We start from the raw sequence: 13,826 nt of genomic DNA, 5'->3' as shown, positions 1-13,826 counted from the left end.
GCCGGTGATCAGAATACGCTTGTCGGCGAGGAATCCCATGGGTTCTCCGGTAACTGAAATTGGCGGGGTGGGGTGCTTTGGGTGCTTCTTGTTCGGGGCGGCTTGACCGCGCGATTATAAAGGAATCCACCGGCCGGCCGGTGATCGTCGTCGGGCGTGCGGCTGGCCGACCCGGGCGGGCGGACTTCGCGCTACACTGCGCGCCATGTCCGTCCTGCGCTGTTTCCTGCCCGCCCTGCTGCTCCTGCTCTCCGCCTGTGGCAGCGAACGGAACGATCCCTACCCGCGCGCCGAACGCGGCCGGAACATCCTCTACGCGGCGTTTACCGAGCGCCCCAGGCATCTCGACCCGGTGCAGTCGTACAGCGAGGACGAGATCACCTTCACCGCACAGATCTACGAGCCGCCGCTGCAGTACCACTATCTGCAGCGGCCCTACACGCTGATTCCGCTGACCGGCGAGGCGGTGCCGGTGCCCCGCCATTACGATGCACGGGGTCGCCAACTGCCGGCCGATGCGCCGCTGGCGGCGATCGCGCAGAGTGTCTACGAGATCCGCATCCGGCCGGGCATCCGCTATCAGCCGCATCCGGCCTTTGCCGTCGATGCCGCCGGCCGGCCGCTCTATCAGGATCTGGACGGCGCGCAACTGCGCGCCATCGACACGCTGGCCGATTTTGCGCAGAGCGGCACACGCGAGCTGGTGGCCGACGACTACATCTATCAGATCAAGCGGCTGGCGCATCCGCGCCTGCATTCGCCGATCTTCGGCATGATGGCCGAGCGTATCGTCGGGCTGCGTGAACTCGGCGCCGCCCTGCAGGAAGAGGCGAAGGCGCTGCCCGCCGATGCCTGGCTCGATCTCGACCGCTTTGCGCTGGCCGGGGTGAGCCGGGTCGATCGCTACACCTATCGCATCACGCTGCGCGGCAAGTATCCGCAGTTCGTCTATTGGCTGGCGATGCCCTTCTTCGCGCCGGTGCCGCGCGAGGTCGACCGCTTCTACCAGCAGCCCGGGATGGCCGGCAAGAACCTGACGCTGGACTGGTATCCGGTCGGCACCGGTCCCTTCATGCTGACCCATAACGATCCCAACCGGCGCATGGTGCTGGCGCGCAACCCGAACTTCCACGGCGAAAGCTATCCCTGCAGCGGCGAGCCGGAAGACGCCGCGGCCGGGCTGCTGGCCGACTGCGGCAAGCCGCTGCCGTTCATCGATGCGGCGGTGTTCTCGCGCGAGAAGGAGAGCATTCCCTACTGGAACAAGTTCCTGCAGGGTTACTACGATGCCTCGGGGATCGCCTCGGACAGCTTCGATCAGGCGGTGCGGCTGGGTGTCGGCGGCGACGTGCAACTCACCGACGAGATGCGCGACAAGGGCATCCGGCTGCTCACCAGCGTGCGCGCGTCGATCTTCTACATGGGCTTCAACATGCTCGATCCGGTGGTCGGCGGGCTGGCCGAGCAGCCGACCAAGCTGCGCCAGGCACTGTCGATGGCGATCGATCAGGAGGAGTTCATCTCGATCTTCATGAACGGGCGCGGCATCGCCGCCACCAGCCCGCTGCCGCCGGGCATCTTCGGCCATCTCGAAGGCGAGGCGGGGAACAATCCGGTGGTCTATGACTGGGCCGATGGGCGACCGCGGCGCAAGCCGCTGGCCGTCGCCAGGCAGTTGCTCGCCGAGGCCGGCTGGCCGAACGGCCGGCATGAGACGAGCGGCGAACCGCTGGTCCTCAATCTCGACACGACGAGCGGCGGCATGGGCGACAAGTCGCGGCTGGACTGGCTGACGCGGCAGTTCGCCAAGCTCGACATCCAGCTCGTGGTGCGCTCGACCGATTTCAACCGCTTTCAGGAGAAGCTGCGCAAGGGTGCGGTGCAGCTCTATTATCTGGGCTGGAACGCCGATTATCCGGACCCGGAGAACTTCCTCTTCCTGCTCGCCGGTGCCGAGGGCAAGGTCGCCAGGGCCGGCGAGAACGCGTCGAACTACGTCAATCCGGAATTCGACCGCCTCTTCGAGCAGATGAAGGACCTGGAGAGCGACGGGCCGCGCGGCGCCGAGCGGCTGGCCCTCATCCGCCGGGCGGTGGCGCTGCTGCAGCACGATGCGCCGTGGATCTACGGTTTCCACCCGAAGAGCTACACGCTGGGGCACGTCTGGCTGCACAATCGCAAACCGACCGATGTCGGCAACAACATCCTCAAGTATCAGCGCATCGATGTGGCCGAGCGGCAGCGCCTGCGCCAGGAGTGGAACCGGCCGGTGCTCTGGCCGCTGGCCGCGCTGGCCGGGCTGCTGCTCGCCGGCGTGCTGCCGGCGGCGATCGGCTATCGCCGGCGCGAACGCGGCAGCGCGCGCTGATGCTCGGCGCGTCCGTCGCACCCGGCGTCCGGCCAGTGCTTGAGGTATAGTCGCCGACCATGCTCGTCTATCTCGTCCGCCGCCTGCTCTACGCCGTGCCGATCCTGCTCGGGGTGAACCTGATCACCTTCGCGCTGTTCTTCGTGGTCAACACGCCGGACGACATGGCGCGCATGCAGCTTGGCGTGAAGCGCGTGACGCCGGCAGCGATCGAGCGCTGGAAGGCCGAGCGCGGTTACGACAGGCCGCTGTTCATCAACCTGGCGGCGAGCGGCAGCGAGCGGTTCACCGACACCATCTTCTTCAGCAAGTCGGCGCGCATGTTTGCCGGCGATTTCGGGCGGGCCGAGGACGGGCGCGACATCGCGCGCGAAATCCGCACGCGCATGGGGCCGTCGCTGGCCATCGCGCTGCCGACCTTCCTCCTCGGGCTGCTGGTGACGGTCTCCTTTGCCCTGCTGCTGACCTTCTTCCGGGCGAGCTATCTCGATGTCTGGGGCGTCGTGCTGTGCGTCGCGCTGATGTCGATCTCCGGCCTGTTCTACATCATCGGCGGCCAGTACCTGGTCAGCAAGCTGTGGAAGCTGGTGCCGATCTCGGGCTACGGGGGCGGGCTGGATGCCTGGAAGTTCGTGATCCTGCCGGTGCTGATCGGCGTCGCCTCGGGCATCGGTTCGTCGACCCGCTGGTATCGCACCATCTTCCTCGAGGAGATGGCCAGGGACTATGTGCGCACGGCGCGCGCCAAGGGCTTGTCCGAGGTCGGCGTACTCTTCCGCCATGTGTTGCGCAATGCGCTGATTCCGATCCTGACCGGCGTCGTGGTGGTCATTCCGCTGCTCTTCATGGGTTCGCTGCTCAGCGAATCCTTCTTCGGCATTCCCGGACTCGGCAGCTACACGATCGACGCGATCAACGCGCAGGATTTCGCGGTCGTGCGCGCCATGGTGTTCATCGGCTCGCTGCTCTACATCATCGGCCTGATCCTCACCGATCTCTCCTACACCTTCGTCGATCCGCGGATTCGCTTCAACTGATGCCGGACCTGCCCTTCCTGCCGGTGCTCCTGTGGTCCGACCTGCTGATCTGGCTGCTGCTGTTCGGCGCGCTCCTGCTGGGCTGGCTGTCGGCGCGCAATCCGCTGCTCTGCGCCGCCTGGCAACGGGTGGGGCGAAACCGGGCGGGCATCGCCTCGGCGACGCTGCTGCTCGCCTTCGTCGTCGTCGGTCTGCTCGACTCGCTGCATTACCGGCCACGTCTGGAGAACGGCAGCGGGCCGGCGGCCGGGGGTAGTGTCGGGTCGGCGCCGGCCTACGCGGTCGAAGTGCTGTCGCTGCTCGACGAACTGCTCGCTCCGCTGCGCACGCGTCACGAGAAGACCTATTCGGAGCCGCTGGCGACGCGCGCGCATGCCAAGGAGGCGATCGAAGTACGCACGCCCGACGGGGAGCTGCGTCAGGTGCGCGACTACCCGCGCCTGCGGCATGGCGGCGCCCATCTCGGGGCCGACGAGGCGCGTCACGCGGCCGACATCGGCGAACGCGTGCTGCACGGGCTGGCCCTGGCGCTGCTCGCCTGGTGGGCGGTGGCGGCGGCGACGGCAGCCGGATTGGCGCGCGCCGAGGGCGGCACACCGCGCGCGGCATGGCGGCGCATCTGGCACGGCGACAGCGGTTTTGCCTGGAACGCGCTGCTCGCGGCGCTCGCCGGCCTGCTGCTGCCGGCCGTGCCAATGGCACTGCTGGCGGTCGATTACCATGTCTTCGGGACCGACAAGGTCGGCCAGGACGTGCTCTATCAGGTCTTGAAAAGCGTGCGCACGGCGCTGGTGATCGGGTTGGTGACGACGCTGGTGATGCTGCCGCTATCGATCTTCCTGGGCGTCGTCGCCGGCTATTTCCGGGGCTGGGTGGACGATCTGATCCAGTACCTGTACACCACGCTGAGCTCGATCCCCGGCGTGCTGCTGATCGCCGCCGCGGTGCTCATGATGCAGGTGCTGATCGACACCCATCCGCAATGGTTCGCCACCGCCGCCGAACGCGCCGATCTGCGCCTGCTGGCGCTCTGCTTCATTCTCGGGCTGACCAGTTGGACCGGACTGTGCCGTCTGCTGCGCGGCGAGACGCTGAAGCTGCGCGAGCTGGAGTACATCCAGGCGGCTCAGGCCTTCGGCGTCACCGACCTGCGCATCATCGCCCGTCACCTCCTGCCCAATCTGATGCATATCGTGATCATCGCGCTGGTGATGGACTTTTCCAGTCTGGTGCTGGCCGAGGCGGTGCTGTCCTATGTCGGCATCGGGGTCGATCCGACGATGATCAGTTTCGGCACGATGATCAACAATGCCCGCCTCGAGCTGGCGCGCGAACCGATGGTCTGGTGGTCGCTGGCCGCCGCATTCGTTTTCATGTTCACGCTGGTGCTCGCCGCCAACCTGCTGGCCGACGCCGTGCGCGACGCTTTCGATCCGCGACTGGCGGGGTCGGCATGAGCCGGGAGGTGGCGGTGCGCGAAGAGGGTCTGCTCACGGTGCGCGAGCTGCGCATCGCCTTTGCCAGCGGACACGCGCTGCTGCCGGCGGTGGATGGAATCGACTTGTGCGTCGCGGCCGGCGAGACGCTGGCGCTGCTCGGCGAGTCCGGCTGTGGCAAGTCGGCGACCGCGCTCGCCCTGTTGCGTCTGCTGCCGGCGGCCGGCCGGATTCCCGGCGGCGAGGTGTGGTTCGCCGGGCGCGATCTGCTGCGCCTGCCCGAGGCCGAAATGCGCGCCGTGCGCGGTGGCGGCATGGCGATGATCTTTCAGGAACCGGCGACCAGCCTCAATCCGGTACTCACCGTCGGGCACCAGCTCGCCGAGGTGCTCGAACGCCACCTGAGCCTGGCCGGCCAGGCGGTGCGCCAGCGCGCACTCGAACTGCTGACCGCGGTCGGCATTGCCGACCCGGAACGGCGCCTCGGCGAGTATCCCTTCCAGCTCTCCGGCGGCATGAAGCAGCGCGTGATGATCGCCATCGCGCTGGCCGGCGAACCGCGCCTGCTGATCGCCGACGAACCGACGACGGCACTCGACGTGACCATCCAGGCGCAGATCCTGGATCTGCTGCGCCGGCTGCAGGCCGAGCGCGCCATGGGCATGCTGCTGATCACCCATGATCTCGGGGTGGTGGCGCAGATGGCGACCCGGGTCGGCGTGATGTACGCTGGCGAGATCGTCGAGGAAGCGCCGCGCGCGGCGTTTTTTGCCGCACCGCGCCATCCCTATACACAGAAGCTGTTCGCCGCACTGCCCGATCTGGCGCGCCGCGGCAGCCGCCTGGAGACGATTCCGGGACAGGTGCCGGCCCTCTCGGCGATGCCGGCCGGTTGCCGTTTCGCGGCGCGCTGCGCGCATGCCTGGGCGCTCTGCCGTGCACAGGCGCCGGAGTGGCGGCAGGTGGCGCCGGGGCATCGGCTGCGCTGCCATCTCGACGGCGGGCAGGGCGCCGCGTGGCTGGGCGGTGGCGTCGCGGTACCGGTTGCCGGCCCGGCTGCCGAAGCGCCAGCGGTGACGCCGCCGCTGCTCGCCGTGGATGATCTGCGTGTGCATTTTCCGATCCGGCGCGGCATCCTGCAGCGTACGGTCGGCCACGTTCGGGCGGTCGATGGCGTCTCGCTCGAGCTGGTGCGCGGCCGCACGCTGGCGCTGGTCGGCGAATCGGGCTGCGGCAAGACGACGGTCGGCAAGGCGATCCTGCAATTGATCCAGCCGACCGGCGGTAGCGTGCAGTTGCTCGGGCAACAGCTCGGCGAGCGCTCACGCCGCGCGCTACGGCCGCTGCGCCGGCGCATGCAGATGATCTTCCAGGACCCCTTCGCCTCGCTCAACCCGCGCCTGTCGGTCGGCGAGATCATCGCCGAGGGCATGCGGGCGCTCGGCGTCGCGGCGCCGGGACAGGGCGGCGGTGCGGCGATCGCCGCCGTGCTGCAGCAGGTCGGGCTGCCGGCGCAGGCCGCCGGGCGTTACCCGCATGAGTTCTCGGGCGGCCAGCGACAGCGCATCGCGATTGCCCGGGCACTGGCGGTGCAGCCCGATCTGGTGATCTGCGACGAGCCGACCTCGGCCCTCGACGTGTCGGTGCAGGCGCAGATCCTCAATCTGCTGGCCTCACTGCAGGCCGAGCTCGGGCTGGCCTATCTGTTCATCACCCACAACTTCGCGGTGGTCGATCATCTGGCGCACGAGGTCGCGGTGATGTACCTCGGCCGCATCGTCGAGCAGGGGAGGGTCGATGAGGTGCTGCGTGCGCCGCAGCATCCCTACACGCGGGCCCTGCTCTCCGCCGTGCCGGGCCCGCGCCTCGAAGCGCAACCCGAGTTCATTCGCCTGCCCGGCGAGATGCCGTCACCGGCGCGGCCGCCGGGCGGCTGCCATTTCCATCCGCGTTGTCCGCAGGCGATCGCCGCCTGTCGCGAGGCGTATCCGGCAAGCAGCCGGCTGACGCCGACGCATGTCGTGCGCTGCCATCTGCCGGGTCAGGAGGAGAGCGCGCTGACCGTGTCGGGAATGAAAACGCCGCCTTGCGGCGGCGTCACTGGCTGAACGGCTGCCGGTCTCAGTAGGTGTTCTGGACGAGCTGGATGGTCAGCACCTGTCCGGGCTTGAGGTCGTTGTTCGGGATGCGGTTCCAGCGCAGCAGGTCATCCTTGTCGACGCGGAACTGCTTGGCGATCGAGCCCAGGGTGTCGCCGCGCCGGATGGTGTATTGCGCCAGCTTGAGCTGTTTCCTGTCGGTCGGGCGCGCCTTGGTTGCATTGGCCGTGGTGCTCTCGCCCTGCCTGGTGGCTGTCTTGGCCTCGCCCTTGTTGGTTAAGCGCTGGGTGCTCTCGCCGGTCTTCTCCGGCCGGCTGTCCGCCAGATCGGCACGCGCCTTGCCGGCCGGCGCCTTGCTCGTCGCCTCGGGGGCCGCTGCCACCAGCAGTTTGGTACCGGCGTTCACCTGATCGACACGCAGCTTGTTGAGCTGTTTCAGTTCGGCGACACTCATGTCGTAACGGCTGGCCACCTGGCCCAGCGTTTCGCCCTTGCGCACCGTGTGGTTGGCACTCGCCGCTGCCTGGCCACGCACGGCGCCCGGTTTGACCTCCGTCTCGGCCAGCACGTTGCGCGGCGTGGCGGTGGCGGCCGGCTTGCTGCTCGGCTCGGGCGCTGCGACCAGCAGTTTGCTGCCGGCGTTGACCTGGTTGACGCGCAGCTTGTTGAGCTGCTTCAGCTCGGCGACGCTCATGTCGTAGCGGCTGGCCACCTCGCTCAGTGTTTCGCCCTTGCGCACGGTGTGGCTGCGGGTGGCGCCGGCCGTCGCCGCTTCGGCACGCGGCCCGGCCGACTTCCGGGATTCCGTTTCGGCCAGTGCGATGCGTTGGCCGGCGGCGGCCGGTTTGCCGCTCGTTTCGGGTGCCGTGACGGTCAGTCGGGCGCCCGGTGGCACGCGGTCATCCGGCAGTTTGTTGATCTGTTTCAGCTCGGCCAGCGTCAGGCCATAGCGCTGGGCGATCCGGGGCAGAGTTTCGCCCTTTTGTACGGTGTGTGTGCGGTTCGCCACGGCCGGAGCTGCTTCGGGCTGTGGCAGGCGGGGTGGTTCGATCACCGGTGGCGGTTCGGGCAGTCCAGCCAGGTCGCCGGGGCCTGCCGCCTCATTCCTCGGCACCAGGAGGGTCAGCTCGGGCGCCACCCTGATCTTGCCGTTGATGCCGTTGACTGCCTTGAGGTTGGCCACCGTCAGGCCGAAACGCGGCGCCACTTCTTCGAGCTTCTCGCCCGGACGCAGGGTGTAGGACTGCCATGAGGACAGCGGCTTGTCGCTTTCCTCGTGTGCCTCGAGGTTGCTGACGAAGGTCTCCACCTTGTGCGCCGGGATGACCATCGGCTTGTCCGACTTGATGATCGGCCGATTGTGCGCCGGGTTGAGCGCGACGAATTCCTGGACCGGCATTTCGGCCAGCTTGGCCGCCAGTTTGACGTCGATGTCGGCCGACTTGGTGACCGTGGTGAAATAGGGCCGGTTGGGAACGCCGCGAATGTTGAGGTTGGCCAGGACGTTGGGGTTGCTGAAGACGTTTTTCAGGGCCTGCAACTTGGGTACGTAATTGCGGGTTTCCTCGGGCATCGTCAGGCTGAGATAGTCGGTCGGCAGACCATTGGCGCGGTTCTTGTTGATCGCACGGCCGACGGCGCCTTCGCCCCAGTTGTAGGAGGCCAGCGCCAGGTGCCAGTCGCCATGCAGCTCGTAGATGTACTGCAGGTAATCGAGGGCGGCCGCGGTCGAGGCGACGATGTCGCGTCGTTCGTCCACCCACCAGTTCTGCTCCAGTTTGTACTGCTTGCCGGTGGCCGGAACGAACTGCCAGAGGCCGGAAGCGTGGCTGCGCGAATAGGCCACCGGGTTGTAGGCACTCTCCACCATCGGCAGCAGGGCCAGTTCCATCGGCATGCCGCGCTTCTCGATCTCCTCGACGATGTGGTGCAGATAGCGGCTGCTGCGTTCGACCATGCGGCGCAGCGATTCCGGCCGGTTGAGAAACCATTGCTGGTGATGCAGGACCAGCGAGCTGTTGATGTTCGGCATCGAAAAGCCACGCCGCATGCGCTGGAAGAGTTCTTCGGGCTCGGCGGTCAGATCGATTGTTTCCGGGAGCTGGAGCGGCGCGACCAGTTCGATCACCGGCAGGTTTCCGCTGGCCAGATTGGCCGCCTCGGCGTCACTGCGGACCTGGAGCGAAGCGCCGCTGTCAAGTGACCGGGTGGCTGGTGGGAGGTTCTGGCTTGCCGGTTCGTCGGCCGGGCTTGCGCCGGAGGCAAAAGCCAATGCTAGTGCAAACGCGATTCGTGGCGTCATCCGTACTTCCTGTTCTCGATCTCGGGTGGGCGCCAGTTCATCCCCGCTGCGTGGGATCGCCTGGTCGAATGGTGAAACGACAGGCCGATGATTATAGAACAAAGATACGGTCAGGGTTGTGGCCAATCCCGGAAAAAATTGCGTCACGGCGGGCTGGCCGACGCGCCCTGCGCAGAGGAGCACAGCCGGGTGAACACGGGCGCACAACGAGGCGCGCCAGAAACGAAAAAGCCCGGTCTGGAGCGGCATTTCTGTAATGATTTTCCTGATTGACAACGATCGTCAGCCCAGTCCGCCTCGCCAAGACGCATCCTGTGCGTCATCGCAACGTCGAGGGCGGTGCCCCGGCGATCAATCGAATCCAGTTTTAGCACGGTTTGTCGATACCGGAGTTCAAGGGGGCACACCGTGCTCGGCCGACTCAAGTCCAGTCTGGCCGGCTCATCCCATGTGTTCGCCTTTTGCAAGCATGCGGATCAGCACCTCGCCGCTTTCGCCTGTTGCTTCAGCCGTCGCTTCGATCTCCACAAGCTGAACGAACGCTTCTTGGTGGCCGTAGCCCTCTGCGGACCGCAGTCCCAGCACTCGATCCGCAGGTTCCCGGTCTGCCGCCGGGCGAGTTCCCTCTCATCCGGCGTCACCGCCTTGCCAGCCCCGGCAAGCTGGCCTGCCTCTGCTGCCTTGACCCAGTTGCGCAGCGTCTGCTCGACCAGTCCCGGTTTCTTGGCTACGGCCGATGGACCTGCCCATTCCTTGAATTCCAGCGTCTATGCCTGTTTCGCTCGCTTCATCATCCTTCTGCCTCCCAAAGTAACGTCATCTTATGTCACCCGTGGAAGACGAAATCCCGGAGGAACCGCAATCTACTGGCCAGCGGATGCCCCGCCCGCTATGATCTGCACATCACCACGCATGCCCGCCCGGGACAGTGGCAATCCGCGGTTGAGGACTCCTGATGGCCCGCATCATCCCCGACGGCTGGCGCGAACTGGAAGTGACCGGCGCAGCGCAACGCGAGATCGAGACCCTCTCGCTTTTCGCGGCGGGTCTTTCCGACGACTACTCGGTCTATCACGCGGTACATTGGACCGGCATGGACGGGAGTTACGCCATCTACGGTGAAATCGATTTTGCCGTGGTCAACCGCGCCGGCGACTTGCTCCTCGTCGAGCAGAAGAGCGGCTTTCTGCAGGAGACCCCGGACGGGCTGGTCAAGCAGTATCCGGGCAGGTCGAAGAGCGTGCCGGTGCAGCTCTCGCGCATGGTCAGCAATCTGCGCGGCAAGCTGGCGGCGCGCGGGGATATCCCCAGCGTTCATACTGACGCACTCCTCTATTGCCCCGACTACATCGTGCACAGCCCGGCGACGGCGGGGCTGGTGCCCGAGCGCATCGTCGACGCCAGGCAGCGCGACCGGCTGTGCCAGGTGATCGAGCGCCTCCTGCCGGCGCGTGCGGAAAGCGCCGCGACCCCGAAGATCCACGCTTTCCTGCGCAACCTGATCCAGCTCGACAGCGATGTCAGCGCGCTGATGGGCCATGCCCGAACGATGGTCACCCGCATCTCCGGCGGGCTGGCGCACTGGGCTCGCCGTCTCGACTTCGAACCCTTCCACCTGCGCGTCACCGGCACCGCCGGTTCGGGCAAGACCCAACTGGCGCTTGCCGAATTCCGGGCCACCATCAATGCCGGCCGGCGCCCGCTCTACGTCTGCTACAACCGGCCGCTGGCCGACCATTTCCAGCGCATTGCGCCGACCGGCGGACTGGCCTGCAGCTACCACCAGCTCTGCGACCAGCGCGTCCGTCATGCCGGCGAGACACCCGACTTCACGCGACCCGATGCCTTCGAGCGCCTGCAGCAGCGGGCCAGCGAATTGCCTGTCGCCGAGCCCTTCCTGTTCGACACGATCATCATCGATGAAGGGCAGGATTTCTCGGAGCACTGGCGCGACTTCGTCTTCGCGCATGCCCGACCACCGGCACGCCTGCTGTGGCTGGAAGACCCGCTGCAGAACCTCTACGCGCGCGCGCCAATACCCTTGCCCGGCTGGGTGACCCTGCACGCGCGAGGCAATTACCGGAGTCCACGACCGGTGGTCGAGATGCTGCGCCGAGTGTTGCCGGAGCTTCTCGATGTCGAGGCCGTGTCGCCGATCGCCGCCGACGAGATCGACATCCTGACCTATACCGACACGCCGGGCCTCTTCGCCAAGGTCAAGGAGGCCGTCCGCAATTGCTATTCGGCCGGTTTCAAGAAGCACGACCTCGCCATCGTCAGCTATCACGGCCGCCAACAGTCGAACCTGATGCCGCTCGATCGCCTGGGTCAGATCACCCTGCGCCGTTTCACCGGTCACTACGATCTGTTCGGACAACCGATCTATAGCGCGGGGGACGTGCTGCTCGAGTCGGTGTATCGCTTCAAGGGCCAGGCGGCCCCGGCGATCATCTTCGCCGAGGTCGATTTCGACCAACTCGATGACAAGGCGGTGCGCAAACTCTTTGTCGGCGTCACGCGCAGCATGATGAAGCTGGTCCTGATCCTGCGCGAGAAATCGGCCGCCCACCTGTTTGAACGCATCGGCTGAGGCCGGTTGCCGCGGAAGTGACACGGAAGCTCACAGATCACGGCGGAGCGGCTAGAATGCGGAGCGCTCTTTTCTTCCGGATGACTGCCCATGAACTGGTTCCATCAGCTCACGTCGCTGGAGCTTGCCGCTGTCGTGGTCGGCGTGATCCTGTCCGGCTCGGTCGCCGGCATGGCGCTGGTGGCGCCGCGGGTGCGCACTTCGCGCCTGCACCAGCATTTCGACAACGGCACGATCGCCGGCCTGCTGTCGGCGCTGATCGGCGTCTATGCGGTGGCTGCCGGTCTGACCGCGGTGGCGGTTTGGCAGAACATGGATGACGCCGCCGCCGACGTCAGCCGCGAGGCGGCCGCCATTGCCGTGCTCTACCACGACTTGGGTGGTTATCCCCAGCCGCTGCAGAGTCGGGCGAGACAGGCGTTGATCGGTTACACACGCTATGTGATCAATCAGGAGTGGCCGTTGCACCAGAAAGGCGAGATGCCCCCGAACACGATACGCATCATCGAACAGGCACAACACTCGATCGTCTCTTTCGAGCCGGCAAGCGAGGGTCAGAAGCTCATCCAGGCGCAGGTTCTGCACGCCTACAACCGTCTGCTCGAGGCGCACTGGCTGCGGGTGCAGGCGGTCAAGGACACCGCCTTGCCGGCGGAACTCTGGGTGGTGGTGATCCTGCTCGGCGCCATCGCCATTTCATCGTGCTTTCTACTGCGCGTCGACAGTTTTCCCCTGCACGCGACGGTGACCATGCTGGTGGCGGCGCCGATTGCCCTCGTCCTCTACTTCATCGCGGTCAGCGACCACCCCTTCCAGGGGGGGATCAGCGTGTCTTCCGAGCCGTACCAGGCGGTGCTCGAGAAAATGCTGTGGATCGAAGCGCAAGGCACACCGTGAGGCCGTCTGTCCCCGACCGGCCGGGCACGGTGCGTCGCTAGGGGCGGCAGAGCGGGAAGGCCATCACCTCGTGCAGCGTGTCGGCACCGACGGCGAGCATGATCAGGCGATCGAGGCCGAGGGCAACCCCGCTGCAATCCGGCAGGCCGCTTTCCAGCGCGGCAAGGAAGGCTTCATCGAGCGCCCCGGCCGGTAGTCCGAGCATCTCGCGTGCGCGCAGGTCGGCGGCAAAGCGCGCCCGCTGTTCGCCCGCGTCGAGCAGTTCATGATAGCCGTTGGCCAGTTCGACGCCGCGATGGTAGAGCTCGAAGCGCGCCGCCACCGGCTGGCCGTCGTCGTCCGCCCGCAAGCGGGCAAGCGCGGCCTGCGAGGGCGGGTAGTCCACGACGAAACTGAGCTCGTCGCGGCCGAGTTGCGGTTCGATGACCTGGCACATCAGCAGTTCGAGCCAGGTGTCGCGGTCGGCATCGTCGAAGGCGGGGTCGAGGTGCTGCCGTGCGGCGCGGCGCAGGGCGTCACCGCTGCAGGTCAGCGGGTCGAGATCGAGATGGGTGCGGAACAGGTCGCGATAGCGATGGCGGACGCAGCCGAGCTGGCCGAGCGCCAGGCGGGCAAGCGCGGCGACGTCGTCGATCAACTGGTCGGGGGTGAAGCCGACGCGGTACCACTCGAGCAGGGTGAATTCGGGGTTGTGCCGGCGGCCGACCTCATCGGCGCGGAAGACGTGCGCGATCTGCCAGATCGAACCGCTGCCCGCCGCCAGCAGGCGCTTCATGGCGTATTCGGGCGAGGTCTGCAGGTAGCCGTAACCGGCGACCGCGATGCTGTTCAGATGGGGGTCGCTGACCGTCGTCGGGCAGAGCTGCGGCGTCTCGACTTCGAGCATACCCTGCGCCGCGAAGTAGGCACGGATCTGCGCCAGGATCTGCGCGCGCCGGCGCAGGTTGGCGAGGGAGGCGCTGGGCTGCCAGGTGGGCGGTGACATCGGCGAGGCAGGGTCGGGCCGGGCGGGCGCGGCGCAATGTGGCGCGCCGGGAGGAGGGCCGCCCTCCCGCGACTGCCCGGGCCGGTCCGGCGCGCTGGCGCCGCCCGGCGAG

General features: G+C 67.0%; 8 protein-coding genes and 2 pseudogenes. 7 read left to right on the top strand and 3 right to left on the bottom strand.

The features are described 5' to 3' along the window. Positions 1 to 205: 205 nt before the first annotated feature. Genes JNK99_RS17395 through JNK99_RS17380 form a run of 4 tightly spaced genes read left to right on the top strand, consistent with a single transcriptional unit; the run spans position 206 to position 6,949 of the window. Positions 206 to 2,368: an ABC transporter substrate-binding protein gene (locus JNK99_RS17395; protein WP_291855694.1), complete on the top strand. Its 2,163-nt coding sequence runs from the start codon at positions 206 to 208 to the stop codon at positions 2,366 to 2,368. Between the two features lie 59 nt (positions 2,369 to 2,427). Further along, on the top strand, positions 2,428 to 3,405 hold the full coding sequence (locus JNK99_RS17390) for an ABC transporter permease (RefSeq protein WP_291855692.1): 978 nt from the start codon (positions 2,428 to 2,430) through the stop codon (positions 3,403 to 3,405). Further along, the gene (locus JNK99_RS17385; RefSeq protein ID WP_291855689.1) at positions 3,405 to 4,862 is read left to right on the top strand and encodes an ABC transporter permease; all 1,458 of its coding nucleotides are present in this window, start codon (positions 3,405 to 3,407) and stop codon (positions 4,860 to 4,862) included. The genes JNK99_RS17390 and JNK99_RS17385 overlap by 1 nt, the downstream gene beginning before the upstream one ends. Beyond that, a complete protein-coding gene (locus JNK99_RS17380) occupies positions 4,859 to 6,949 on the top strand; it encodes an ABC transporter ATP-binding protein (protein ID WP_291855687.1) in 2,091 nt (696 codons plus the stop codon). The genes JNK99_RS17385 and JNK99_RS17380 overlap by 4 nt, the downstream gene beginning before the upstream one ends. A 13-nt stretch (positions 6,950 to 6,962) precedes the next feature. Here the strand turns inward: JNK99_RS17380 and JNK99_RS17375 are convergent, their stop codons facing one another. Continuing rightward, the gene (locus JNK99_RS17375; protein WP_291855684.1) at positions 6,963 to 9,242 is read right to left on the bottom strand and encodes a LysM peptidoglycan-binding domain-containing protein; all 2,280 of its coding nucleotides are present in this window, start codon (positions 9,240 to 9,242) and stop codon (positions 6,963 to 6,965) included. Between the two features lie 402 nt (positions 9,243 to 9,644). Between JNK99_RS17375 and JNK99_RS17370 the strand changes: the two are divergent. Then, positions 9,645 to 9,815, top strand: a pseudogene (locus JNK99_RS17370) (IS1595 family transposase); the annotation flags it as partial. A gap of 14 nt (positions 9,816 to 9,829) precedes the next feature. On the opposite strand, the pseudogene JNK99_RS17365 reads toward JNK99_RS17370, so the two are convergent. Next, positions 9,830 to 9,976 (bottom strand): annotated as a pseudogene (locus JNK99_RS17365) (transposase); the annotation flags it as partial. 221 nt (positions 9,977 to 10,197) lie between these two features. On the opposite strand from JNK99_RS17365, the gene JNK99_RS17360 reads away from it, so the two are divergent. Together JNK99_RS17360 and JNK99_RS17355 are read left to right on the top strand one after the other, a co-directional pair. Beyond that, positions 10,198 to 11,832: an ATP-binding domain-containing protein gene (locus JNK99_RS17360; protein ID WP_291855680.1), complete on the top strand. Its 1,635-nt coding sequence runs from the start codon at positions 10,198 to 10,200 to the stop codon at positions 11,830 to 11,832. 90 nt (positions 11,833 to 11,922) lie between these two features. Continuing rightward, positions 11,923 to 12,729 (top strand): DUF4239 domain-containing protein, encoded by an 807-nt coding sequence (locus JNK99_RS17355; RefSeq protein ID WP_291855678.1) that lies wholly within the window; start codon positions 11,923 to 11,925, stop codon positions 12,727 to 12,729. 37 nt (positions 12,730 to 12,766) lie between these two features. On the opposite strand, the gene epmA is transcribed toward JNK99_RS17355, so the two are convergent. After that, positions 12,767 to 13,714 carry an EF-P lysine aminoacylase EpmA gene (gene epmA, locus JNK99_RS17350; protein WP_291855676.1) on the bottom strand — a complete coding sequence of 316 codons (948 nt, stop codon included), beginning with the start codon at positions 13,712 to 13,714 and terminating at the stop codon, positions 12,767 to 12,769. Between the last annotated feature and the right edge of the window lie 112 nt (positions 13,715 to 13,826).

Origin of the sequence: Accumulibacter sp., assembly GCF_016789985.1 — a bacterium.
Lineage (GTDB): Bacteria > Pseudomonadota > Gammaproteobacteria > Burkholderiales > Rhodocyclaceae > Accumulibacter.
This window is presented reverse-complemented; position numbering and strand designations above follow the sequence as displayed.